Origin of the sequence: Bradyrhizobium barranii subsp. barranii (assembly GCF_017565645.3) — a bacterium.
Classification (GTDB): Bacteria; Pseudomonadota; Alphaproteobacteria; order Rhizobiales; family Xanthobacteraceae; genus Bradyrhizobium; species Bradyrhizobium barranii.
Genome location: NZ_CP086136.1, coordinates 10,541,311 through 10,566,746 on the forward strand (window position 1 = coordinate 10,541,311; position 25,436 = coordinate 10,566,746).

Below are 25,436 nucleotides of genomic sequence, written 5' to 3' on the forward strand. Positions count from 1 at the left end.
TTGGCGGGTTACGCTTCCGCCTTCGCTCTTCGAGCTACGGCGGACAAGTCGTTAACCCGCCCGCTCTAGTATTGCGGCCGCAGCATCGTCCTTCCAACCATCCCGCTTTGGCCGTAAAATCGCCCTGCATGGCACGCGCGAGCAACCTCGTAATCGGAACGGCGACGCTGGCGGTCATCGCCGTGGCGTTCGGCGGCGTGCTCGGCGTGCAGAAATGGCGCACCGCCCAGAGCCGGAGCCAGTTGCGCGTGGTGTTCGAGGGCGGCTCCGCTAGCGGCCTGCGCCGCGGCGGGCCGGTCAATTTCGACGGCGTTCCCGCGGGTCAGATCCTGTCGATCAAGCTGGATAATCCGCGCAAGATCGTGGCGCTGGTGATGCTCGACAACACCGCGCCGATCCGCAAGGACACGGTTGCGGGCATCGAGTTCCAGGGTCTCACCGGCGTTGCCGCGATCTCGTTGATCGGCGGCGCGCCCTCCGCGCCGCCGGTGCCGCTGGATACGGACGGCGTCCCCACGCTGATCGCCGATCTCAGCGACGCCGAATCCATCGTCGACACCCTGCACAGCGTCGATCGCACGATCGTCAGCAATGCCCCTGCGATCAAGGACGGCCTGCGCACGTTCGAGAACTACACCGCCGATCTCAGAAGCAAGGGCGGCGAAATCGACTCCGTCATGGCCAAGGTCGACAGCGCCTTCGCGGGCTTCGACAAGGTGGTCACCAAGATCGAAGGCGTGGTCCCCGGCTTCGCCGACGGCAAGGCGGACGAGCTGTTCGAGAAGATCAGGGGACTGCACGAGCTCGCTGATGCCATGAAGAAGAAGTCGGCTGCTTACGTCGAGGACATCCGCCGCTCGCTGCTCGACGTCAGCGAGGCCGCCAACAAGATGGCTGGCACGCCCCCGCCTGCCGCCGCCCCGCGCCCGCCGCGCAAGCCTCCGCAGAAGAAGCAGTGACGCCTTCTTATCCTCCCCTGGAGGGGGAGGATTCGGATCGCATGCAGCAAAGCGAAATGCGATCCGAGGTGGGGTGAAGGTGCTTCCCAACATGCAGTGTCCGAGTGGAGAGATCACCCCACCCCGCTCGCGCTTCGCGCGATCGACCCTCCCCCTCCAGGGGAGGGTGGCAGCGCCCTACCACGCGTAGCGCACGACGCCCTTGCCGGCGTAGGAGCGGGTGACGTTCGAGAACTCGCCCTCGAAGGTCGCCGACGCAGACCAGCCATTCATCCAGTTCATCTGCACCGCCGCCGTGGTCAGCGCGGAATCGCGCGCCAGCGCTGCACCGTTCACGACGAAGGCCGAGCCCGGCAGGGTCTGGAACACCGCGCCGACGGTGCGGTCCGGATTGTAATCATGCGCCCAGGCGACGCGGCCGCGCAGGGTCATCAGGCCACCGGCCGCGGCGAATGATTTGTCGGCGCGCAGGCCGAGCTCGGTACGGGTGCTGGTCACGTCCTTGGCGGCATAGTTGAGCGCGAAGGTGCTGTTGCCGACCACCGCGAACTCCGAATAGTTCGGAAGGCTGAACATGGTGGCCTGGGCCGCCGCATAGGACGTGAGGCCGATCCACTGCGTAGCGTAGCGGTAACCGCCCTCGACACGGCCCGAGAGCGCGTTGGCGTTGAACTGCGCCCGCAGCTGATCGACGCCGGCGGCCGTGACGATGCGGTTGGTCGTGACGTCCTGCCAGCCATAGGCCAGCGCAGCGGTGATGTAGGCAGGTCCTGCCGTGTGACGAACGAAGGCGCCGGCCTGGAACAGGTCGGAGCGGCCCCAGCCGAGCCCGTTGACGTTGAAGCCGGTCCCACCGCCGGCAAGCGCAAAGCCGGCGATCGTCGACGGCGAGAAGCGATAGTCGAGGCCGACGGCGGTGCCATAGACGCTGCTGGTGGTGTTGTTCGAACCGAGACCGACATTGCCGTCGGTGGTCTGCGAGCCGCCATAGCCGGCCGCCCACACATCCCAGCGCTGCTCGAAGGTTGCGGCCGGTGCTTTGCGGTAGATCGAGGCGAAGGCGTCGCGCGCGTTCTTGTCACGCCCGCCCTTGCCGGTTGCGGCATAGGCATTCGCGCCCGGCTCGTCGGCATAGGGCGTCGCACCTGATGTGCCGCTGCGTCCCGAGCCGAACACATCGGTCAAGAGGCCAAGGAACAGGTTCATCGCATTGAAGGTCGTCTGCTGCGAACCCGTTGCCGGTTCGCCGGAGGCCTGGGTGAGGCCGTTGGGGCCGAGGCCCGCGAATTCGGCTTGAAGGAAGCCATTGGCGTTGAAGAAATTCTGAAGCGTCGTGGCGACGTTCTGCTGGTTGATGTTGAGCGCGTATTTCGCGCCATAGTTCAGCGTGAAATCGAGGAGCACTTCGTTTGACCCGACCGTCGTGGTGCCGACTAGGCCACCCGGCGCGGCAACGCCGGCGAAATTACCGGTGGCGCTGCCGAAAAACTGCATGATCGAGTAGTGCTGCATTATCTTGCTGCCGGGATACAGCGCGACACCCACGGTCCCGTCCAGCGTGACGTTGCCGCTGACGAGCGCATGGCTCGTGCTGAATCCACTACCGGCCTGCACAACATAGACCGAGCCGGGCTGCAAGGTGAGATCGCCCTGGACCTGCATGCTTGAGCCCGGGCCGCCGTCGCCGGGCGCGTAGATACCGCCGTTGGCAATAAACGTGTTGCCGACGATGCCGGCGCCGAACAACGCACCACCCGCGTTCACGGTAGTCAGGCTCGATTGCAAGATATCACCATCGACGCGCAGGATGCCGCCATTGACGGTCGTCGTGCCGGTGTAGGTATTCGTTCCCGAAAGGACCAGTGTGCCGCTGCCGACCTTCTCCAGCGAGCCGGAACCGATTGCGCCGCAACCGCAGGGATCATAGTCGCCGATGACACCACTGACCTCCGTCGACAAATTGTTACCGCCGACGACGAGTGTGTTGCCGCCACCAATATAATAGGTGCCGCTGCCTTCGATCGAACCGGCGGTAATGCGGCCATCGCCGGCCGGGCCGGTACCGCCCCCGAAATCGACGATGCCTGTCCCTGTGGTGATGAAGCGTGCGTTGCCGCCAGTGGAATTGTCGGCGAACTTGGTCTCGCCGCCATCCTTGGTGATGATCGTGGCGTTGCCCGCGGTCGTGAACGAGCCGAAAGCGGTCTGGCCGTCGGCCTCGTTAATAATTGTTGCGTTTTCGGCGGTCGCGGTGCTTCCGCCAAACGCGCCAAACGTGGTGCCGCCAAAATCCTTGTTGACGATGGTCGCTGAGCCGGCCGAGGCTTGATCGATGAACGCGGTGATGCCGCCGTTCTGGTTGGTGATGGTGGCGGAGCCAGAATTGGTTCGGCCAAAGAAGCCGATCAAGCCCCCATCATTGGTGATGGTCGCCCGGCCGGCGGTGGCAGTGTCGGTCCCGCTCCCCAACGGATCACCGAACAGCAGCTGGCCGTTATTGGTGATCACCATAGAGCTGGCGGAGGTCGCGTTGAGGAACATCGTCGTACCGGAGACAGCGTTCAGGAGCGATGTAATTCCCGACGTATCGGCATTGACGATATTGAAGAGGCCCTCGTTGTTAACGGCGCCAATGATGCTCGCGGTGTGGGTGGCGTCACCGAGTTGCAGCGCTGCGCACGAACAGATGAAAGTGTCGCCGGTATAGGTGTTGGCGCCGAGCAGCGCCAGGATGCCGGGTCCCTGCACGGAGATGCCACCACTGCCGGTGATGCGCGAGGCGATGACGGCCGATGGGTCTGTCGTGCCGGTGACATCGTTGGTGAAGAACGTCGTCCCCCCGGAGGCTAGCCTGAGATCGCCGCCCTGAATGGTGTAGACAGAACCGTCGCCGGTGAGGTCGAAGCCCACGAGGCTGGTGAGCTGCACGCCGCCTGGCGTAACCGTCACCGTGCCACCGCTTGCCGGCGTCGAGACTCCCGAGTAGCCGAACACCGTGCCGACTGACGAGGGATCGTAAGCAGTGCTGGTCGAACCGAAGACGTCCGTCCAATTCGTGGTGGTGGTGTCCCAGACGCCGCCTCCGCCGTTGACGGCGCCGTTCGGCGTGGTCTGCGACCCGTTGAAGATTTGCTGCGCTGCTGCGGGGCTCGCCGCCGCCGCCGCGCTCAAGGCGAGGCCGATCCAGAATGCCGCGCGAACAGCGGTGGCACGACGCGAGCAACCCCGCCCGCTCGATGGCAACCAAGCCCCCACGCTCTTCCCCTCACCCGCGGCGCTCCCCAGCGGCGCCGCGAGGAACTTAGGCCATGAGGCTGGCCGGTAGAACTACGGTTCCTCGAGAATCAGCCAACGGGACCGCAACTTGAGCAGATTCAACAACTCATGTTGCAACCGAGCCACGGTTTTGCCGGGCTCAATTCCTACCCCGTGCATGCGCCCATGCGTCAGAATGTCCGTTCTATGTACAGCTGTTCACATCTTGGCTGATCATCCAGGGCCGCGCCCCGTGCCCCCATTCCTCGGTGCATTCGCATGAATGGCAAGCGCGCCGTCCGCAATAGCTCAGTAATTGCTCGCCGCCGACCCATTCGGGATGCCGTCGATCGGACATTCCTCCGTCCCCGGCGTCGAACGGGTCATCGCCTCGACCATGTCCCGCGTCCCTTCCGGGTCGGCGATCCAGTTCTTGTAGAAATCATAGGGGCAGGCCGCGACGCCGCGCGGGCTTTCGCCGGAATTGATCATGCCGGTGTAGCCGCGGTGGACCAGCTTGTAGAGATGGTTCTGCGACTGGCCGTTGCGGCGCGCATCGCGGATCAGATGTTTCGACAGCTGGGCATATTGGATGCCGTAGTCCTCCTCGCCGCACTCGCCGAGCGTGCGGCCGTCGAAGCCGATGATCGCGGAGTGACCGAAGTAGGAATAGACGCCGTCGAAGCCGGCGGCGTTGGCGACGGCGACATAGACGTTGTTGGCCCACGCCATCGCCTTGGAGATCATGACCTGCTGCTCCTTGGCAGGATACATGTAGCCCTGGCAGCGCACGATCAATTCGGCGCCCTTCATGGCACAGTCGCGCCAGATCTCCGGAAAGTTGCCGTCGTCGCAGATGATCAGGCTGACCTTCATCCCTTTCGGGCCGTCGGAGACATAGGTGCAATTGCCGGGATACCAGCCCTCGATCGGCACCCATGGCATGATCTTGCGGTACTTCTGGACGATCTCACCCTTGTCGTTCATCAGGATCAGGGTGTTGTAGGGCGCCTTGTGCGGATGCTCCTCGTGGCGTTCGCCGGTCAGCGAGAACACGCCCCAGACCTTCGCCTTGCGGCAGGCCTCCGCGAAGATGGCGGTCTCTTCACCTGGCACCGCCGAGGCCGTCTCGTACATCTCCTTGGAGTCGTACATGATGCCCTGGGTCGAGTATTCCGGGAAGATCACGAGATCCATGCCGGGCAGGCCCGCCTTCATGCCCACCAGCATGTCGGCGATCTTGCGGGCGTTATCGAGCACCTCGGCCTTGGTGTGCAGGCGGGGCATCTTGTAATTGACCACCGCGACGCCGACGGTGTCGTTGCTGCTGGAAATGTCACCGTGAAGCATTTGGGCCGCTCCTGTCTTTTGTTCGTTTGATGTTGGCGCGTGGCGTCAGTGGCTGATCATCCAGGGCCGCGCCGTCGGAAAGCCCTTGGCGCCGCTCTTGGTCTTGGTCATCAGTCGCGCGGGCTTTGTCTTGTCCGTCGAGCTCTTGTCCTTCACGGTCTTGCCCGACGAACAGCAACCGCAGCCGGGACCGTGCGAGGCCTTGTATTGCGCAAGCGTCTGCGGCGCATGCGTGCTGCGCTCGTTGACGGCGTGCGCCTTGCGCTTCTCCGCCGGCATGCAGAAGAAATTCGGCGCGGTCAGGATCACCCGCGGCGCCATGATCTCGCAGCGCGGACAGCTTTGCGGATCGTCGCATTCCGCCATCGGGCGCAGGTCCTTGAACGGCCCGCAATCGTCACAGAGATATTCGTAGACCGGCATCGCATCATCCCTACGCTGTTGCCTGTGAGAGAATTCCCGCGGCGGATGCGGGGCGGCAAAGTCGCGCCGTCCCGCACCCCGTCGCGCAGGGAGACTATTTGTCCGGCGAGATCGGCATCTGGATATCGCCGGTGATGTGCTTGATCGGTCCTGCCGCCGAGGGCATGACGTCAAAGTCAAAGATCTCCGTCGGCAACCACAGCGTGGCGCAGGCGTTGGGCACGTCGACCACGCCGGAGATGTGGCCCTGGCACGGCGCGGTGCCGAGGATCGAATAGGCCTGGGCGCCGGAGTAACCGAACTTCTTCAGATACTCGATCGCGTTGAGGCAGGCCTGGCGATAGGCGATGTGGACGTCGAGATAGTGCTGCTTGCCGGCCTCGTCGACCGAGATGCCCTCGAAGATCAGGTAGTCCTTGTAGTTCGGCGTGATCGGCGACGGCTTGAAGATCGGGTTCTTGATGCCGTATTTCGCCATGCCGTCCTTGATCACCTCGACCTTCAGATGCAGCCAGCCGGCCATCTCGATCGCGCCGCAGAACGTGATCTCGCCATCGCCCTGGCTGAAGTGCAGATCGCCCATCGAGAGACCGGCGCCGGGCACATAGACCGGGAAGTAGATCTTCGAGCCGCGCGAGAGATCCTTGATGTCGCAATTGCCGCCGTGCTCGCGCGGCGGAACGGTGCGCGCGCCTTCCGCGCCGATCTTGGCCTTGACGTCGCCCTTGGCGCGGCCGCCATGGGCGGTCGGCGCGAATGGCGGATTGGCGAGGCCGGGCACGCGGGTTGGGTTGGTCGAGATCAGCTCGGCCTCACGCTTGTTCCAGGTCTCCAGCATCTTCGGATCGGGTAGACAGCCGATCAGGCCGGGATGGATCAGGCCGGCGAAGTTGACGCCGGGCACGTGACGCGACGAGGTGTAGAGACCCTTGATGTCCCAGATCGACTTCTGCGCCAGCGGGAAATGGTCGGTCAGGAAGCCGCCGCCGTTCTGCTTGGAGAAGAAGCCGTTGAAGCCCCAAAGGCTTTCCTTCATCGGGCCGACATCGAGCAGGTCGACGACGAGGAGATCACCGGGCTCGGCGCCCTTGACGCCGATCGGACCGGACAGGAAGTGCACGATCGAGAGATCGATGTCGCGCACGTCGTCGGCGGAATCGTTGTTCTTGATGAAGCCGCCGGTCCAGTCATAGGTCTCGATGATGAAGTCGTCGCCGGGGTTGACCCAGGCCACGATCGGGATGTCGGGGTGCCAGCGGTTGTGCACCATGTCATTATCGTAAGCCGATTTGGTGAGATCGACCTTGATCAGTGTCTCTGGCATCGAGATGCTCCCCTTTTACTGCGGTTGGTTAGACGGATAGATATTTCGAGACCTGCGCGGCATCGACGGCGTCGCGCGGATCGTCGCGCACGATCTCGCCGTTCTCGATCACCAGCACGCGGTCGGCGATATCGAGCGCGAAGCTCAGGACCTGCTCCGACACCACGATCGAGAGCCCCTTTTCGTCGCGGATGCGCTTCAAGGTGCGCGCCATGTCCTTGATGATCGACGGCTGGATGCCTTCGGTCGGTTCGTCCAGCAGCAACACCTTCGGCTTGGTCGCGAGCGCGCGGGCGATGGCGAGCTGTTGCTGCTGTCCGCCGGAGAGATTGCCGCCGCGGCGGCCCTTCATTTCCAGCAGCACCGGAAACAATTCGTAGATGTCGGCCGGCACTTCGGTCCCGCCGGAGACGACGAGACCGGTCTCGATGTTCTCCTTCACCGTCATGGTCGAGAAGATCATGCGGCCCTGCGGCACATAAGCGAGGCCCTTGGCGACGCGCTCGTAGCTCGGCAGGCCGCCGAGCTCGGCACCGTCCATGGTCACCGAGCCGCTCTTGGCGGGGAGGATGCCCATCAGCGACTTCATCAGCGTGGTCTTGCCCATGCCGTTGCGGCCCATGATCGCAACGATCTCGTTGGGCGCGACCTTGACATTGAGCCCGTGCAGCACCTCGCTCTGGCCGTAGGCGACGTGAAGATCGGAAATAGCCAGCATCATCGCGTCTCCTTAATGGCCCAGATAGACTTCGACGACCTTGAGGTCGTTCTTCACCTTCTCCATGGTGCCCTCCGAGAGGATCTGGCCCTGGTGAAGCACGGTGACCTTGTGCGCGATGTCCTCGACGAACTTCATGTCGTGCTCGATCACCAGCACCGAACGGTTCTTGATGATGCGGTTGAGCAGCTCGGCTGTCTTGGCGCGCTCGGACACGCTCATGCCGGCGACGGGCTCGTCCAGCATCAGCAGATCCGGATCCTGGATCAGCAGCATGCCGATCTCGAGCCACTGCTTCTGGCCGTGGCTGAGCAGATCGGCGTTCACGTTGAGCCGATCCTTCAGGAAGATCATTTCGGCGACTTCGTGCACCCGGTCGCGCACGGCGGCGTCGCGGGTGAAGGTCAGTGCGCCGAATACCGAGCGGCCGCGCGGATAGGAGATCTCCAGATTCTCGAACACCGTGAGATCGTCGTAGATCGAGGGGTTCTGGAATTTGCGGCCGACGCCCGTCTTGACGATCTCGTTCTCCTTCATCCGGGTCAGCTCCTTGCCGCGGAACTGGATCGAGCCTGAGGTTGCTTTGGTCTTGCCGCAGATCAGGTCGAGCACGGTGGTCTTGCCGGCGCCGTTGGGACCGATGATGACGCGGATCTCGTTCTCGTCGACGTAGAACGAGAGATCGTTGACCGCCTTGAACCCGTCGAACGACACGGTCAGCGCTTCGACCGCGAGCAGGAATTCCTTGGGCTGATGACCGACGAGCATGATCTATCTCCTCACTGCCAGCGTGGCATCGGCATCGTGGTGACCTACGAGCATGATGATCTCCTCACTCCGCCGGGGCGCCGTCGGCGACCGAGCTGTCGGTCCACCCTTCAGGTTTCGGTTTGCGCGACGAGATCAGGCGATCGATGCGCGGCTGCACGTAGTCGCCCCAGATCCCGGCGAGACCGTTCGGGAAGGCCAGGACCACGGCGATGAACAACCCGCCGAGGCCGAACAGCCACAATTCGGGAAAAGTTTCCGACAGGCTGGTCTTGGCGAAGTTGACCAGCAGCGTGCCGTAGACCGCGCCGAGGATCGACAGCCGGCCGCCGACCGCGGTGTAGATCACCATTTCGATCGACGGCACGATGCCGACGAAGGACGGTGACATGAAGCCGACATTGAGCGCGAACATGGCGCCACCGATCGCGGCGAACACGGCGGCGATGCAGAAGGCGAAGATCTTGAAATTCGCGACGCTGTAGCCGGAGAAGCGGACCCGGTCCTCCTTCTCGCGCATCGCGACCAGGATGCGTCCGAGCTTGGAGTGCCGGACGAACTGCGCGATCATGATGCAGGCGAACAGCAGTCCGACTTCGAAGAAGTACAGCACGACCTTGGCGTGGTCGGGCCGGATGTCCCAGCCCTTCAATGTCCGCAGGTCGGTCATGCCGTTGATGCCGCCGGTGTAGCCCTGCTGTCCCACGATCAGGATGGTGAGGATGGCCGCGACCGCCTGGGTGATGATAGCGAAGTAGGTGCCGCCGACCCGGCGCTTGAACATCGCGGTGCCGATGATGAGAGCGAAGATGCCGGGCACGAGGATGATGGCGGCGATCGTGAAGGTGAGGCTGCTGAATGGCTTCCAGAACAGCGGCAGCGCGGTGATCTGATTCCAGTCCATGAAATCGGGGATACCGGGCGTGGATTGGATCTTGGTGTTCTCCACGCTCGATGCCTCGAGCTTGAGGAACATCGCCATGCAGTAGCCGCCGAGCCCGAAGAACACGCCCTGACCGAGGCTGAGAATGCCGCCATAACCCCAGCAGATCACCAGCCCAAGCGCGACGAAGGCATAGGTCAAATATTTCGCGACCAGATTGAGCCTGAAGACGTCGAGCGTGAGCGGCAGGACCACCACCAGGAAGACCGCGAGCACCAGAATTCCGATGAACTCCGATCGATTGAAGAAACGATTGTCGGTCATTGCATCAGCCCCAGTTTCTCACTTGCGGACCTTGAGGGCGAACAGCCCTTGCGGCCGCAGCATCAGGATTCCGACTACCGCGAGCAGCGTCAGCACTTTCGCCATCGAGCCCGACATGAAGAATTCGAGGGTGGATTGCGTCTGCGAGATCGAGAAGGCCGAGGCGATGGTGCCGATCAAACTGGCGGCGCCGCCGAACACGACCACCAGGAACGTGTCGACGATGTAGAGCTGTCCGGAGGTTGGCCCGGTCGAGCCAATCATCGTAAAGGCGCTGCCGGCGACACCGGCGATGCCGCAACCGAGACCGAAGGTGTAGCGATCGACCTTTTCGGTGTTGATGCCGACGGCTCCGGCCATGATGCGGTTCTGCACGACGGCGCGGACCTGGCGGCCCCAGCGCGACTTGTACATGACATAGGCGACGCCGATGGTGATCAGCAAAGTGAGGCACATCACGAAGACGCCGTTGATCGGCACCTCGATGCTGTCGGTGACGTGCAGCGAGCCGAGCATCCATTGCGGCAGCTCGACGCCGACCTCGCGCGCGCCGAACACGGAACGATAGGCCTGCTGCAGCATCAGGCTGAGGCCCCAGGTCGCCAGCAGCGTATCGAGCGGGCGCTTGTAGAGATGCCGTATCAGCACCCACTCCACCAGCATTCCCAGCGCACCGGATGCGACGAAGGCCAGGATCATCGCCAGGAAGAAATAGCCGCTGAACAGGCTTGGCAGATAGGCTTGGAAGAAATTCGAGGTCATCCAGGTGACGTAGGCCCCGAGGATCATGAACTCGCCGTGAGCCATGTTGATGACGCCCATCTGGCCGAAGATGATCGCAAGCCCAAGCGCCATCAGGACGTAGACTGAGAACAGGATCAGTCCTGCAAACCCCTGCATGACGAAGATGGAGCCAAGATCACCAAGCGAATAGTCGCCGAACATCGATGTCCTCCGTCGGGGATAAGGTCCCGCGTCGCGAGCAGGTTCGCGACGCGGGGGTCTTGGGCGTGGATTTGCGGTCCACGCCAGGGAGAGGCTTGGTGTTGAGGAAAGGCGCGAGCGACGTCGCGACTTACTGGTAACCCTTGGGGAACGGATCCGGCTCGACGAGATCGGCGGTCTCGTAGATCAGCTCGAACTGACCATCGAGCTTGGCGCGCCCCACCCGGGTCTTCGACCAGAGGTGATGGTTTTCGTGGATGCGCACATAGCCTTCCGGCGCACCCTTGAACTCGACGCCGGGCGATGCCGCCGCGATCTTGTCGACGTCGAAGGAGCCCGCCTTCTCCACCGTCAACTTCCACAGCCACGGGCCGAGATAGGCAGCCTGGGTGACGTCTCCGATCACGGTCTTCTCGCCCCACATCTTCTTGAACGCGGGCACGAACGTCTTGTTGTTGGGATTATCGAGCGACTGGAAGTACTTCATGCAGGCATAGGCGCCCGCGATGTTCTCGCCGCCGATGCCGTCGATCTCGTCTTCGGTCACCGAGATCGTCAGCAGCGCCTGCTTGGAGAGGTCGATGCCGGCGGCCTTGAGCTGCTTGTAGAACGCGACGTTCGAGCCGCCGACGACGTCGGTGAAGATCACGTCGGGCTTGGTCAGCTTGATCTTGTTGATGACCGAATTGAACTGGGTGTTACCGAGCGGATAATACTCCTCGCCGACGACCTTGCCCTTCAGCACGTTCTCGACGTGCTTGCGCGCGATCTTGTTCGAGGTGCGCGGCCAGATGTAGTCGGAGCCGATGAAGAAGAAGGACTTGGCGCCCTTTTCCTTGGCGATCCAGTTCAGGCCGGCGAGAATCTGCTGGGTCGCCTCCTGGCCAGTGTAGATCACGTTCTTGGACTGCTCGAGGCCTTCGTAGAAGGTCGGGTAGTAGAGCATGCCGTTGTACTGCTCCATAACCGGCAGCACGGCCTTGCGAGATGCGGAGGTCCAGCAACCCATGATCGCCGCGACCTTGTCGTTGACGAGCAGCTTCTTGGCCTTTTCCGCAAAGGTCGGCCAGTCGCTGGCGCCGTCTTCCTGGATGAACTTGATCTTGCGCCCGAGCACGCCGCCCATGGCGTTGATCTGCTCGATAGCGAGCTTTTCGGCCTCGATCGAGCCGGTCTCGGAGATGGCCATGGTGCCGGTCGCCGAGTGCAGGATGCCGACCGTGACCTCGGTATCGGTGACCGCGAGGCCCGTGGTGTTGACCGCCGAGGTCGCCGGAGCCTGCGCGAAAGACGCCCGCGGCAACATCGTGATGGCCGGCACGGCGGCCATTCCCATCAATAGTTTGCGCCGGAGCGGCGACAACAGGCCTTTGTTTGCTTCGTCTGACATGAGCACCCCACTTTTGTTCGAGGACACGCGATTGGTGCCGTGAGGATGGCTCGAATTTGTGCAGCGCAAGCATACGCAAGATCGCGTATACTGCACCGCAAAATACCGACGTAGGCTTCTGGTACGGAATTTGCGAGGGCTCTGGGACGTATCGGGAGTGGGGTAACGAGTGGCAGGGCGGCAGCGAATAGACCGCGTCAGGCGCCAGTACAACCAGTGGGTCGCCAACCAGACGCTGGAAGACTACGCGCTGCGCTTCACCGCCAAGAGCGCGCGCCGCTGGTCTGCCGCCCGTGTCGCCAACACTGCACTCGGCGCCATCTCCTTTCTGGCGCTGGAAGCGATCGGCGGCACCATCACGCTGAACTACGGCGTCACCAACGCCAGCGCCGCGATCCTCGTTGTCTCCACCATCATCTTCTTCTGCGGCGTGCCGATTGCCTATTACGCAGCCAAATGCGGCATCGACATTGACCTGCTCACCCGCGGCGCCGGCTTCGGCTATATCGGCTCGACCGTCACCTCGTTGATCTACGCCTCCTTCACCTTCATCTTCTTCGCCATCGAGGCGGTGATCCTGGCAACGGCGCTGGAGATGTGCTTCGGCATTCCGCGCCCGATCGGCTACCTCATCAGCGCAGTGGCGATCATTCCGCTCGTGACCTACGGCATCACGCTGATCAGCCGCTTCCAGCTCTGGACGCAGCCGATCTGGATCATCCTGCACATCCTGCCCTTCGCCGCGATCGCCTGGGCCAACCCTTACTCGTTTACGGAGTGGCGCAAGTTCGCCGGCGAGCATGGCGACCCGAGCGGGCATTTCGATCTGCTGCTGTTCGGTGTCGCATCCTCCGTGGTGTTCTCGCTGGTGGCGCAGGTCGGCGAGCAGGTCGACTTCCTCCGGTTTCTGCCGCGCGACCGCCGCACGTCGCGAACGTCGTGGTGGATCGCCCTGCTGATCGCGGGCCCGGGCTGGATCATCTTCGGCGCACTGAAATTGTTACTGGGCTCCTTTCTCGCCTTCTTCGCGCTGAGCCACGGCCTCTCGGGCGAGCTGGCGGCCGAGCCCGCGCACATGTATCTCGAAGCGTTTCGCTACGTGCTGTCGCAGCCGGACCTGGCGCTGGCGCTCACCGGCACGTTCGTGATCCTGTCGCAGCTCAAGATCAACGTCACCAACGCCTATGCCGGCTCGATCGCCTGGTCGAACTTCTTCTCGCGTTTGACGCACAGCCACCCCGGCCGGGTGGTCTGGCTGGTGTTCAACGTGATGGTGGCTCTGCTCTTGATGGAGATCGGCGTCTACAAGGCGCTGGAGCAGACGCTGGCGCTCTATTCCAACGTCGCGATTGCCTGGGTCGGCGCGCTCGTCGCCGATCTCGTCGTCAACAAGCCGCTTGGCCTGCGCCCGCCGCAGATGGAGTTCAAGCGCGCCCATCTCTACGACATCAATCCGGTCGGCGTCGGGGCGATGACGATCGCGACCATCGTCTCGATCGCGGCGTTCTACGGCCTGTTCGGCCCGACCATGAAGGCGCTCGCCGCCTTCGTCGCGCTGACGGTCGCCTTCGTCACCGCGCCGGTCATCGCCTGGCTCACCGACGGAAAGTACTACATCGCGCGCAAGCCGAAGCGGAGCTGGGCCAACATCGAGTCGATCCAGTGCTGTATCTGCGAGCACAGTTTCGAGCCGGAGGACATGACGTCCTGCCCCGCTTACGCCGGCCCGATCTGCTCGCTGTGCTGCTCGCTCGATGCACGCTGCCACGACCTCTGCAAGCCGCATGCGCGGGCGCAGGTGCAGTTCGCCGACGCGCTCGGCAAGATTCTTCCCGAACCGATCTACCGGCGGATCAACTCGCAGTTCGGCCACTATATCGGCGTGTTCGTGGTCTCCGCCGGCCTCGTCGCGCTGGTGCTGGGACTGATCTATCTTCAGACCTCGGCGAGCGTGCCCGGCGAGAATTTACTCGTCTCGAACGTGCTCTGGAAGGTGTTCTTCTCGCTCAGCATCATCATCGGCGTGGTGGCCTGGCTGTTCGTGCTGGCGCAGCAGAGCCGCCGCGCCGCCGAGGCCGAGACGCGGCGGCAGACGACGCTGCTGATCCAGGAGATCGACGCGCACAAGCGCACCGACGCCGAGCTCCAGCGCGCCAAGGAGGTCGCCGAATCCGCCAACCTCGCCAAGAGCCGCTACGTGGTCGGGCTGAGCCACGAGCTGCGCTCACCGCTGAACGCGATCAGCGGCTATGCCCAGCTCCTGGAGCAGGACGCGACGCTCAATACCAAGCCGCGCGACCAGGTCCGCGTGGTTCGCCGCAGCGCCGATCACCTAGGCATTCTGGATATCTCCAAGATCGAGGCGGGGCGGCTGTATCTGTCGCGCGACGAAGTGCGCCTGAGCGAATTCCTCGACCAGCTCGTCGGCATGTTCCGTCTCCAGGCGGCCGCCAAGGGCATCGACTTCGTGTTCAGGCGGCCCGCGCATTTGCCGGTCGTGGTCTACGCCGACGAAAAGCGGCTGCGCCAGGTGCTGATCAACCTGCTCTCCAACGCGATCAAGTTCACCCAGACCGGCAGCGTGCAGTTCGTCGTGCACTATCGCAGCCCCGTTGCCGAGTTCGAAGTGATCGACACCGGCCCCGGCATCCAGGGCGACGACCTCGAACGCATCTTTGCGCCCTTCGAGCGTGGCGCGCTCGGCGTCTCGCAGCCGCAGACCGGCACCGGGCTGGGCCTGACCATCAGCCGGCTGCTCGCCGGCGTCATGGGCGGCGACATCAAGGTCTTGAGCACGGTTGGCGCCGGGAGCACCTTCAAGGTCAAGCTCCTGCTGTCGGAAGTCGCCAATCCGCTGCGCATCGCGCCGGTGGAGGCGCCGGTCTCCGGCTATCGCGGCGCACGCAAGACCATCCTCATCACCGACGACGACCCCGTGCATCGCGACCTCCTGCGCGAGGTGCTGGCGCCGCTCGGCTTCATCCTGCTCAGCGCACCCGATGGGCCAGGATGCCTCGCGCTGGCGCAGCATTGCCGGCCCGACCTGTTCCTGCTCGACATCTCGATGCCTGCCATGGACGGTTGGGCCGTCGCGGAGGCCTTGCGCACGAGCGGCCATCACCAGGCGCGCATCCTGATGGTGTCGGCGAGCGCGCTTGAGGCTCACGGCACGCCGCTGGCGCAGCCCTTCCACGACGGCTATCTGATGAAGCCGATCGACATTCCCCGGCTGCTGGAGACGGTCCGCCAGCTCCTGAAGATCGAATGGCAGTACGGCGCGGACCAGATCGCGGTGCCGTTCTGGCGGCTCGAGAGCGGATCAAGGCCACCGGTGCGGCACATCGAGGCGCTGATGGGGCTCGGCCAGATCGGCTACGTCAAGGGCATCCAGTTGAAGCTGGACGAGATCGGCAGCGAGCACCCCGAGCATGCCGACTTCGTCGCGGAAATGCGGTCGCTGGTCGACCGCTTCGATCTCGACCGGTACATGGCCACATTGAAGACGTTGCATGCGCATGAGCATTGAGTCGAGGAAGCGCGATGTCGCGCTCGTTGTCGATGACTCCCCGGAGACGCTGCGGCTGCTCACCGACGCGCTCGACGGCGCCGGGATGACGGTGATGGTGGCGCTCGACGGCGCGGCCGCGATGCGCATCGTCGACCAGATCACGCCCGACATCGTGCTGCTGGACGCCGTGATGCCCGGCATGGACGGATTCGAGACCTGCCGCCGCCTCAAGCGCGACGCGGGCGTTGCCAACGTGCCCGTGATCTTCATGACGGGCCTCGCGGAGACCGAGCACATCGTGCGCGGGCTGGAGGCCGGCGGCGTCGACTACGTGACAAAACCGATTGTGATCGAAGAGATGCTGGCGCGCATCCGTGTCCATCTCGGCAATGCCCGCCTGACCCAGAGCGCGCGCGCCGCGCTCGACGTCTCCGGCCGCTTCCTGTTCGCAGTCAACCGCCAGGGTCATGTGCTCTGGGCGACCCCGCAAGCCCAGAAGCTGCTGGCCGATCATCATGGCGCGCAGGCCGACGACTTCGTCCTGCCGCCATCACTCCTGCAATGGCTGGAGCAGGCGAAGGACAAGGGCAGCTCGAAGTCGCAGGCGGCTCCCCTGCCCGACAATCCGCAACTGCGGCTCTACTACATGGGCGAAACCGCGCCGAACGAATTCCTGCTGCGGCTGTCCAAGGAGTCCGGCACTGCGCTGCCGCCCGAATTCACCAGCGAGCTCGGCCTCACCACCCGCGAGGGCGAGGTGCTGGCCTGGCTCAGCAAGGGCAAGACCAACCGCGACATCGCGCAAATCCTGGGCTTGAGCCCGCGCACCGTCGACAAGCACCTGGAGCAGATCTACGCCAAGCTCGGCGTGGAGAACCGGACCGCGGCGGCGGCGATTGCAACGAATGCGACGAGAAGGAATTCGTAGCGACACTGCAAATGAGTTGAGACGCAGTTCGCCCGACAAACAGTGTCGTCCCGGACAAGCGAAGCGCAGATCCGGGATCCATAACCACAGGGAGAAGTTTGGCGAAGAGTCGGAGTGAGCGGTTCGCCCTATAACCACTGCCTGGGAGTATGGGTCCCGGGCTCGCTTCGCGCCCCGGGACGACAGCCGTGTGCGTGGCAATCGCTACCGCCCCTCACACGAACAATCACTCACCCGTAAACAAACGCCCCGTCATCCAGATCCGTCTTCGGGATCTCGTCCTTCTCGGTCCAGTAATCCTGGATGTGCTGCCATTCCGGCTTGTCGCCGCGCTTGGGGAGCAGGTCCATGTTGCGCATGATTTAGCCGGGATTGAAGTTTTCCGGATCGATCCAGGGCAGGATCGGCATGTTGTGGTCCTCAGGCCGCAGCCTGACTTCGACCTTCTTCGTGCCCTTGGCCTTCATGTGGCCGAGCAGCCGGCAGACGAAATCGGCGACGACGTCGACGCGCAGCGTCCAGCTCGCACGGAAATAGCCGAACACCCAGACCATGTTCGGCACGCCCGTGAACATCATGCCGCGATAGGTCACGGTGTCGCCGAAGGCGAGCGGCTTGCCGTCGATCTCGAAGGCGATGTCACCGAGCGCCGCAAGATTGAAGCCGGTTGCGGTGACGACGACGTCGGCTTCCAGCAGCTTGCCGGACTTGAGCTGGATGCCGTTCTCGACGAAACATTCGATCTCATCGGTGACGACGGAGGCCTTGCCGCTGGCTATGCCCTTGAACAGATCGGCATCGGGCACAAAGGCGATACGCTGCCGCCACGGCCGGTAGGTTGGCGTGAAGTGCGTCTCGACGTCGTAGTCCGGACCGAGAACCGCGCGGATCTGGTCGATCAGATCCTTCTGCTCCGGCTTGGCAATGCAGAGCTTTGTGAAAGCATCCTGCTCGAACAATATTTTGCGGCGGACGATCTCATGGATCCATTCCTCCTCGACCTGAAGCCTGCGCAGCTCCTCCGCGATTTCGATGGCGTTGCGGCCGAGACGGAAATAGGTCGGCGAGCGCTGCAGCATGGTGACATGCGCGCAGGCGTCGGCGATGTTCGGCACCAGTGTCGCCGCGGTCGCGCCCGAGCCGATCACGACGACCTTCTTGTTCGCGAGGTCGATATCGTCTGGCCAGCTCTGCGGATGGACGATGCGGCCCTTGAAGCGGTCCATGCCCTTCCATTCCGGCGTGTAGCCTTCCGAATGGCGATAGTAACCCTGGCACATCCAGAGGAAGTTGGCGGTGAACGTTTTCGCCTCGCCGGTGTCGGTCGTCGTCGCCTCGATGGTCCAGAGATTTTGCTCGCTCGACCAGCTCGCGGAATTGATCTGGTGCTTGTAGCGGATGTGCCGGGCGATATCGTTGTCGTCGATCACCTCGTTCATGTAGGCGAGGATTTCCTCGGCGGTTGCGATCGGCGGGCCGACCCAGGGCTTGAAGCTATAACCGAAGGTATGGAGATCGCTGTCCGAGCGAATGCCGGGATAGCGATGCGTGCTCCAGGTGCCGCCGAACGTCGCCTGCGTTTCCAGGATGACGTAGCTCGTGCCGGGAAGCTGCTTTTCGATGTGATAGGCGCTGCCGATGCCGGAGATGCCGGCACCGACGATCAGCACGTCGAAATGTTCAGAGGCCTGCTTGGTTGTGGCGTGACTGCGGACAGCGACATTCATTGTTGCTTCTGTGCCTTGCTTGTTTTTGTGGCCGCCCTTGACCGGACGGCGCGTTTCCTCCGCGACGGGCATGGTCGCCCACCGCGCTTCCACTTCAAAATGACACAGATCAATTCGCGGTCAAACTATAACGCCGCACCCCAGCTCCGCGCGGTCTGCAAAATCCAGTCGCGATAGAGGGTGAGCGGCGTGACGCCGGTCAATCCGCCGCAGCCGGCGGCGCCGTTCGGCCCCGTGGACCAGCTGATGACGCCGACAAGCACCGGACCGTTCGGCTTGTCCTCGAACACCGGACCGCCGGAATCGCCGGTGCAGGCGCCAATTCCGTCGCGAACACCGTTGGTTACGGGATCGACCAGCCGGATCTGGAACGTGCCGGGCTGGCCCGTGGCCACGAGCCCGGCAACGCGCGTCGCGCCGCCGCTCTTGCCGTCGCCACGCACGGTGACGCCGATACCGGCGATGACGAAGCGGCTGCCAACCTGGATTGGAATAGTCGGCGCACCGACCGACACCGTCGATTTTCCCTTGAGTGGAATTTCCAGTTGCAACAATGCCACGTCCGCGGTGGCGCGGTGCGCCTGCATTGCCTGCATGTTGAAGTTGGGATGGATCGCGACGGTGCGCACGTTCAGCAATTGCGGCGCACCGTCAGCGCCGCGATCGACGATCTTGTAGTCCGCGCCGGGCTGCACACAGTGAGCAACCGTCAGCACGACCTTCGGAGCGATCAGGCTGCCGGTGCAGAAATTGCCACGCGAGCCGACGATGGTGACGACCGCGCGCGCGACACCATCGGCCTGCGGCGTGCCGCCGCCGACGATGGCGTGTGCGGGCTTAGCGAGCAGCAGAGCGGCTGCGATGAGGGTTGCAAGCTTCTTCATGGGAACACGCTTTGGCGTCGGCATCGGTGACGGCGGGATTGCTTCGGACTGGCCCTTGCCGATAGCGCATGCTAGCGCTCTTGGAAAGGAATTGACGAGGGCGGGATCTTGACGATCGAGGCTGTGATCTTTGATTTTGGCGGCGTGCTGACGAGCTCGCCGTTCGAGGCGTTCGCGCGGTACGAGACCGAGCGCGGTCTGCCCGTCGACATCATCCGGCGCACCAACGCCGCCAATCATCTGGAAAACGCCTGGGCCAAGTTCGAGCGAGCCGAGGTCGATATCGACACCTTCGACAAGCTCTTCGCCGAGGAATCGCGCGCGCTCGGCGCGGAGGTGCGCGGCCGCGACGTGCTGCCGCTGCTTCAGGGCGATCTGCGTCCCGAGATGGTCGAGGCCCTCAAGCGCGTCAAGGCGCAATTCAAGACCGGCTGCATCACCAACAACCTGCCCGCCAACGCGATCGGCAGCATGACCGGGCGCTCACTCTACATCGCCGAGGTGATGGTTCTGTTCGACCACGTCATCGAATCCGCCAAGATCGGCCTGCGCAAGCCCGACCCGCGCATCTACCAGCTGATGGTGGAGACACTGAAGGTCGACCCGAAGAAGTGCGTCTATCTCGACGATCTCGGCGTTAACCTGAAACCAGCGCGCGAGATGGGCATGACCACGATCAAGGTGGCCAGCGGGGCCCAGGCCATCGGCGAGCTAGAGGCGGCGACAGGGCTGAAGCTGAGCTAGTTTAGCCTGTCATTGCGAGGAGCTAAGCGACGAAGCAATCCAGAGTCTTTCCGCGCAGGGATTCTGGATTGCTTCGCTGCGCTCGCAATGACGGCGTAGAGCCATCTCACCTGGCAGACTGACTACTCCGCCGCAGCGGCGATCCGCTCGGGAAAGGCGTCCGCCAACGAAGCGCGATCCGGCTTCAGCACACCGCGCTCGGTGATGAGGCCGGTGACGAGACGCGCCGGCGTCACGTCGAACGCGTAATTCGCGACCGGCGAGCCCTCCGGCACGATGCGCACCGTCTCCAGCCGGCCGTCCGCGGTGCGGCCGGTCATGTCGGTCACCTCCGTGCCGCTGCGCTGCTCGATCGGAATGTCGCGGATGCCGTCATCGACGGCGAAATCGATCGTCGGCGACGGCAGCGCGACATAGAACGGCACGCCGTTGTCGTGCGCGGCAAGCGCCTTCAGATATGTGCCGATCTTGTTGCAGACGTCGCCATTGGCGGCCACGCGGTCGGTGCCGACGATGGCGAGGTCGACCATGCCGTGCTGCATCAGGTGTCCGCCGGTGTTGTCGGGGATGACCGTGTGCGGCACGCCGTGATGGCCGAGCTCCCAGGCCGTGAGCGAGGCGCCCTGGTTGCGCGGACGGGTCTCGTCGACCCAGACATGGACCTTGATGCCACGCTCATGCGCGAGATAGATCGGCGCCGTTGCGGTGCCCCAGTCGACGGTGGCGAGCCAGCCGGCATTGCAATGGGTCAGCACGTTGACCGTCTCGCCCGGCTTCTTCTTTGCGACGATCGCCTCGATCAGCTTCAGGCCGTTGCCGGCGATGCCGCGGTTGATCTCGACGTCCTGCTCGACGATCTCGTCGGCGCGCGCATAGGCCGCCTCCGCCCGTTCAACCGGATCGACGGGCGCGAGCGCCGTGCGCATCTCGTCCAGCGCCCATTTCAGATTGATCGCGGTCGGCCGCGCCACGACCAGCGTGTCATAGGCGCGCTTCAGGCCGGCGTCGGATGAGTCCTCGCGCATGGCCAGCGCCATGCCATAAGCCGCGGTTGCACCGATCAGCGGCGCGCCGCGCACCAGCATGTCGCGGATGGCGACCGCTGCGTCTTCGCATGAGGCCAGCTTCGCAACGACGAACTCATGCGGCAGCCGGCGCTGGTCGATCGCGCCGACCGACCAGCCATCGCGCTCGCGCCAGATGCTGCGGAAATGCTTGCCGTCAACCTTCATGGCATTCTGCCTTTCGTATCACGCCCGCAGGATGCGCCCGGCCACCGCATCGAGCTTTTTCAAGAGCTCGGGATCGCGTGCCTCGGGCGCCGTGATCAGCGCGGTGTCGAGTGCGCGGTCCGAACCGATCGGGCACGGTTCGTGCTCGCGCGGAAAATCCGTCGCGAGCCGCGCCACGAGCGCCTTCGCCTTGTCGGCGTTCGAGGTCAGCACGCGGATGATGTCCTGGACGGTGACGGCGTCGTGGTCGGGATGCCAGCAGTCGAAATCCGTCACCATCGCGACCGTGGCGTAGCAGATCTCGGCCTCACGCGCGAGCTTTGCCTCGGGCATGTTGGTCATGCCGATCACGGAATAGCCCGATGTCTTGTAGGTCATGCTCTCCGCGTAGGTGGAGAATTGCGGCCCCTCCATGCAGACATACGTGCCGCCGCGCGCAAACGCGATGCCCTCGGCTTCAGCTGCCGCCGCAAGATGGATGCGCAGGCGCGGCGAGACCGGATGCGCCATCGACACATGCGCGACACAGCCCCTGCCGAAGAACGAACTCTCGCGCTTGTGGGTGCGATCGACGAACTGGTCGACGAGAACGAAGGTGCCTGGTGGCAGCTCCTCCCTGAACGAGCCGCAGGCCGACAGCGAGATCAGGTCGGTAACGCCGGCCCGCTTCAGAACATCGATGTTGGCGCGATAGTTGATGTCGGAGGGCGACAGCCGGTGACCCTTGTCGTGCCGCGGCAGGAACACGATCGGCAGGCCGGCAATCGAGCCGCGCCGCAGAGAGGCCGACGGCTCGCCCCAGGGGCTCTTGATCACTTCTTCGCGCGCACCCTCGAGACCCGGCAGATCGTAGATGCCGGAGCCACCAATGATGCCCAATACCGCCTGCGTCATGCCTGCTCCACCCGTTCGCCATGTGCGACATGGTTAAGCTATGCCAGTTTTGCGGCGGTTTTGGAACGGGGGCGGTGGGGCGATGCCGGTGCTGTGAGGAGCCTGGAGTGCTCGCCTCACTCTCAGTGTCGTCCCCGCGAAAGCGGGGACCCATATCCACAGGGCGCAGTTTGGCGAGGATTCGTCGTTCTGTACCGCGACCTTCAACGATCGATAGATTCCGCGGTATAGGTCCCTGCGTTCGCAGGGACGACCCGGGGAGAGATAGGTACGTCTAATTAAGCCGCAGTCGCCAGCTGCAGCTGGGTCGCGACCATCCGCTCCAGCGTCTCGACCGACTGGAAGTTCTCGGGTGTAATCTCGGACTGCGGGATGGTGAAGTCGAACTCGGCTTCGACGCCGAGCATCAGATTGACCATGTCCATCGAGGTCAAGCCCGCATCGACGAGCTCCGCCTGTGGCGTGATGTCCGCGGTGAGCGCGTTCTGCTCGAGGATGCCCTTCACCAGCTTGATGATGCGATCGCGCACGTCGGTATCGAAGGCCTGCATCGGTAAATTCCCATCTGTCTATTCAACGGTCGGACCGGTTGCCGGTTACGATGGGCGCGACGGGCCGATCCCACAATGGGCGCCACCATTACTTCGCCTTTCTTAGTAAACGATGACTCAGATTGTCTGGAATTCCGAGTTCTTCCAGATCCCTAACGCGATCGCCGAATTGTCGGCGATGCGAACAACCCGAACTTAACTGTTCGTTGGGAATTGCGGTTTGTTTACCCTCTATTTCATCGACGAATTTGAATTAAATCCGTAGCCTCGTCTCACAAGCAAAATGGTCGGAGGATCGTTTGCACGGCATCGCGAATGATGCCGGCGATCCTGAACGGCAAACCGGAGGCGGACGAGTATGAACGTGCGTGAAGCAGTCCTCACTGTCGACGAAACGCAAACGAGCTTTCTCGAACACGGCCCCTCCCTCATCGAACGCGCTACCCGGACGGCCGCTGCGGCGGCTGCCGATGCGGACGAGATCGATCGCGGCGCCCGCTTCCCCCACAAGGCTTTCGAGGTCGCGCGTGAGCAGAAACTGCTCGGCGTCATGATCCCGGTCGAGTTCGGCGGCTTCGGTGCCTCGATCTACGACGTCACCGATATCTGCTACACGCTCGGGCGCGCCTGCGCCTCGACCGCGATGATCTATGCGATGCACACGACCAAGGTCGCCTGTGTCATCAGGCATGGCCACGGCATCCCCTGGATGGAAACGATGATGCGCCGGGTCGCCCGCGACCAGTGGCTGCTCGCCTCCTCCACCACCGAAGGCCAGAACGGCGGCAACATTCGCGCCAGCGCCGCGGCAGTCGACCACGCCGGCGACGCAGTCTCGCTGGTGCGCGACGCCACCGTGATCTCCTACGGTGCGGAGGCCGATGGCCTCGTCACCATCGCCCGCCGCGCCACCGAGGCCGCCGCCTCAGACCAGGTTCTGCTGGCGCTCGCCAAGGACGATTATTCGCTGAAGCAGACGCAGGGCTGGGAGACGCTCGGCATGCGCGGCACCTGCTCGACCGGTTTCGAGCTGAAGGTCGATTGCCCGGCCGACCGCATCTTCCCGGAATCCTATGACAAGATCCATGCCCAGACCATGACGCCGTTCGCGCATCTGTGCTGGTCCTCGGCCTGGGCCGGCATCGCTGCTGCGGCGGTGACCCGTGCGCAGGCTTTCGTTCGCAAGGCGGCCCGCACCTCGGGCGGCCAGATGCCGCCGGCCGCGGCGCATTTCACGGCCGCGAAGATGTCGCTGGCCAAGCTGCGCGCGCTGATCGCAGCCAATGTCGACACCTTTGCCCGCGCCGAGCATGACGAGCGCGCGCTGAGCTCGCTCGATTTCCAGTCCTCGATCACGCTGTTGAAGGTGCAGGCCTCCGAGCTCGCGGTCGAGACCGTGATGCATGCGATGCGCACCGCGGGCCTCTCCGGCTACCGCAACGACGGCGAGTTCACCATGGGCCGCCACCTGCGCGACGTGCTGTCCTCACCGATCATGATCAACAACGACCGCATTCTCGCCAACGCCGCCACGTCGACGCTGATGAGCGGCATTCCGGCAAGCCTTCGGGACTAGAAAGCCTTCGCGACTGACGTGCCTTTCGGCCAAAAAGAACAATTTCAGATAGCAGGAAGTCGAACATGAACATTGCTGTTCTCCCCAGCTCGCCCGAGACCGCGCCGCAAATCGCAGATCCGCTCGATCATCTCGCCGACAAGCTATTCCACCCCATGGGCTCGGACGGCGTTTACGCCCGCACCGCGCTCTATGAGGGCGTCGTCGAGCGGCTGGCCGCGCTGATCACGAACCATCGCGAGACCGGCACCGAGGTCATGCGCTTTCCGCCGGTGATGAGCCGGGCCCAGCTCGAGAAATCCGGCTATCTCAAGAGCTTTCCGAACCTGCTCGGCTGCGTCTGCGGCCTGCACGGCACCGAACGCGAGATCAACGCGGCGGTGAGCCGCTTCGATGCCGGCGGCGACTGGACTTCATCGCTCTCGCCGGCCGACCTCGTGCTGTCGCCCGCGGCCTGCTACCCGGTCTATCCGATCGCAGCGAGCCGCGGAGCTTTGCCGAAGGGCGGCCTGCGCTTCGACGTCGCCGCCGACTGCTTCCGCCGCGAGCCGTCGAAACATCTCGACCGGCTGCAATCGTTCCGGATGCGCGAATATGTCTGCATCGGTAGCCCCGACGACGTCGCCGATTTCCGCGAGCGCTGGATGGTGCGCGCGCAGGCGATCGCCCGCGACCTCGGCCTGACCTTCCGCGTCGACTATGCCAGCGACCCCTTCTTCGGCCGCGTCGGCCAGATCAAGGCGGTGAGCCAGAAGCAGCAGCAGCTCAAGTTCGAGCTCCTGATCCCGCTCCGCTCGGAGGATCAGCCGACCGCCTGCATGAGCTTCAACTATCACCGCGAGCATTTTGGCACGACCTGGGGCATCCAGGACGCCAATGGCGAACCGGCCCACACCGGCTGCGTCGCCTTCGGCATGGACCGCCTGGCCGTCGCCATGTTCCACACCCACGGCACGGATCTCGCCGCCTGGCCCGCCAAGGTGCGGGAGATCATGGGCATGCAGCCGTTAGCCACGGCCGATGCCCATGGTGAAGGCTGGCGCTAGAGCATGA

Annotated in this window: 19 protein-coding genes and 1 pseudogene; 6 read left to right on the forward strand and 14 right to left on the reverse strand. The window is 63.8% G+C overall.

Annotation, left to right across the window (positions count from 1 at the left end; genetic code table 11):
* The first annotated feature begins 128 nt into the window (after positions 1-128).
* Positions 129-959, forward strand: coding sequence for an MlaD family protein (locus J4G43_RS51065; RefSeq protein WP_208083607.1), 831 nt, complete (start codon positions 129-131; stop codon positions 957-959).
* Positions 960-1,136: 177 nt separating this feature from the next.
* Here J4G43_RS51065 and J4G43_RS51070 read toward each other — a convergent pair whose 3' ends face one another.
* The 9 genes from J4G43_RS51070 to urtA form a co-directional block, all read right to left on the reverse strand.
* Positions 1,137-4,130 carry an autotransporter outer membrane beta-barrel domain-containing protein gene (locus J4G43_RS51070; RefSeq protein ID WP_208083608.1) on the reverse strand — a complete coding sequence of 998 codons (2,994 nt, stop codon included), beginning with the start codon at positions 4,128-4,130 and terminating at the stop codon, positions 1,137-1,139.
* Between the two features lie 393 nt (positions 4,131-4,523).
* Positions 4,524-5,564 carry an aliphatic amidase gene (locus J4G43_RS51075; protein WP_063979998.1) on the reverse strand — a complete coding sequence of 347 codons (1,041 nt, stop codon included), beginning with the start codon at positions 5,562-5,564 and terminating at the stop codon, positions 4,524-4,526.
* A gap of 45 nt (positions 5,565-5,609) precedes the next feature.
* The gene (locus J4G43_RS51080; RefSeq protein WP_208083609.1) at positions 5,610-5,987 is read right to left on the reverse strand and encodes an FmdB family zinc ribbon protein; all 378 of its coding nucleotides are present in this window, start codon (positions 5,985-5,987) and stop codon (positions 5,610-5,612) included.
* Positions 5,988-6,081: 94 nt separating this feature from the next.
* Positions 6,082-7,311 (reverse strand): formamidase, encoded by a 1,230-nt coding sequence (gene fmdA, locus J4G43_RS51085; RefSeq protein WP_028155258.1) that lies wholly within the window; start codon positions 7,309-7,311, stop codon positions 6,082-6,084.
* Between the two features lie 28 nt (positions 7,312-7,339).
* Positions 7,340-8,029 (reverse strand): urea ABC transporter ATP-binding subunit UrtE, encoded by a 690-nt coding sequence (gene urtE / locus J4G43_RS51090; RefSeq protein ID WP_071909047.1) that lies wholly within the window; start codon positions 8,027-8,029, stop codon positions 7,340-7,342.
* Positions 8,030-8,041: 12 nt separating this feature from the next.
* The gene (gene urtD / locus J4G43_RS51095) at positions 8,042-8,797 is read right to left on the reverse strand and encodes an urea ABC transporter ATP-binding protein UrtD (protein ID WP_208083610.1); all 756 of its coding nucleotides are present in this window, start codon (positions 8,795-8,797) and stop codon (positions 8,042-8,044) included.
* A 64-nt stretch (positions 8,798-8,861) separates the two neighbouring features.
* Positions 8,862-10,004, reverse strand: a complete 1,143-nt coding sequence (urtC, locus tag J4G43_RS51100) for an urea ABC transporter permease subunit UrtC (protein WP_208083611.1) — start codon at positions 10,002-10,004, stop codon at positions 8,862-8,864.
* Between the two features lie 18 nt (positions 10,005-10,022).
* Positions 10,023-10,949: an urea ABC transporter permease subunit UrtB gene (urtB, locus tag J4G43_RS51105; RefSeq protein ID WP_085404025.1), complete on the reverse strand. Its 927-nt coding sequence runs from the start codon at positions 10,947-10,949 to the stop codon at positions 10,023-10,025.
* Between the two features lie 130 nt (positions 10,950-11,079).
* On the reverse strand, positions 11,080-12,339 hold the full coding sequence (gene urtA / locus J4G43_RS51110) for an urea ABC transporter substrate-binding protein (protein WP_028149118.1): 1,260 nt from the start codon (positions 12,337-12,339) through the stop codon (positions 11,080-11,082).
* Positions 12,340-12,508: 169 nt separating this feature from the next.
* On the opposite strand from urtA, the gene J4G43_RS51115 reads away from it, so the two are divergent.
* Together J4G43_RS51115 and J4G43_RS51120 are read left to right on the forward strand one after the other, a co-directional pair.
* Entirely contained in the window at positions 12,509-15,865 is a 3,357-nt protein-coding gene (locus J4G43_RS51115) for a hybrid sensor histidine kinase/response regulator (RefSeq protein ID WP_208083612.1), read from the forward strand.
* Positions 15,849-16,775, forward strand: a complete 927-nt coding sequence (locus J4G43_RS51120; protein ID WP_014491159.1) for a response regulator — start codon at positions 15,849-15,851, stop codon at positions 16,773-16,775. Before J4G43_RS51115 ends, J4G43_RS51120 begins: the two co-directional genes overlap by 17 nt.
* 230 nt (positions 16,776-17,005) lie before the next feature.
* Here the strand turns inward: J4G43_RS51120 and J4G43_RS51125 are convergent.
* A pseudogene (locus J4G43_RS51125) lies at positions 17,006-18,502 on the reverse strand (flavin-containing monooxygenase).
* A gap of 125 nt (positions 18,503-18,627) precedes the next feature.
* Positions 18,628-19,386, reverse strand: a complete 759-nt coding sequence (locus J4G43_RS51130) for a S1 family peptidase (RefSeq protein WP_208083613.1) — start codon at positions 19,384-19,386, stop codon at positions 18,628-18,630.
* A 108-nt stretch (positions 19,387-19,494) separates the two neighbouring features.
* On the opposite strand from J4G43_RS51130, the gene J4G43_RS51135 reads away from it, so the two are divergent.
* Positions 19,495-20,130, forward strand: a complete 636-nt coding sequence (locus J4G43_RS51135; RefSeq protein WP_208083614.1) for an HAD-IA family hydrolase — start codon at positions 19,495-19,497, stop codon at positions 20,128-20,130.
* Positions 20,131-20,252: 122 nt separating this feature from the next.
* On the opposite strand, the gene mtnA is transcribed toward J4G43_RS51135, so the two are convergent.
* The 3 genes from mtnA to J4G43_RS51150 form a co-directional block, all read right to left on the reverse strand.
* Positions 20,253-21,362, reverse strand: coding sequence for an S-methyl-5-thioribose-1-phosphate isomerase (gene mtnA, locus J4G43_RS51140; protein WP_208083615.1), 1,110 nt, complete (start codon positions 21,360-21,362; stop codon positions 20,253-20,255).
* An 18-nt stretch (positions 21,363-21,380) separates the two neighbouring features.
* Positions 21,381-22,256, reverse strand: coding sequence for an S-methyl-5'-thioadenosine phosphorylase (locus J4G43_RS51145; RefSeq protein WP_208083616.1), 876 nt, complete (start codon positions 22,254-22,256; stop codon positions 21,381-21,383).
* A 278-nt stretch (positions 22,257-22,534) separates the two neighbouring features.
* A complete protein-coding gene (locus J4G43_RS51150) occupies positions 22,535-22,807 on the reverse strand; it encodes a phosphopantetheine-binding protein (RefSeq protein WP_208083617.1) in 273 nt (90 codons plus the stop codon).
* A 358-nt stretch (positions 22,808-23,165) separates the two neighbouring features.
* On the opposite strand from J4G43_RS51150, the gene J4G43_RS51155 reads away from it, so the two are divergent.
* Together J4G43_RS51155 and J4G43_RS51160 are read left to right on the forward strand one after the other, a co-directional pair.
* A complete protein-coding gene (locus tag J4G43_RS51155) occupies positions 23,166-24,383 on the forward strand; it encodes an acyl-CoA dehydrogenase family protein (protein ID WP_208083618.1) in 1,218 nt (405 codons plus the stop codon).
* Between the two features lie 65 nt (positions 24,384-24,448).
* Complete coding sequence (locus J4G43_RS51160; RefSeq protein WP_208083619.1) at positions 24,449-25,429, forward strand: amino acid--[acyl-carrier-protein] ligase; 981 nt, start codon at positions 24,449-24,451, stop codon at positions 25,427-25,429.
* Positions 25,430-25,436: the final 7 nt, after the last annotated feature.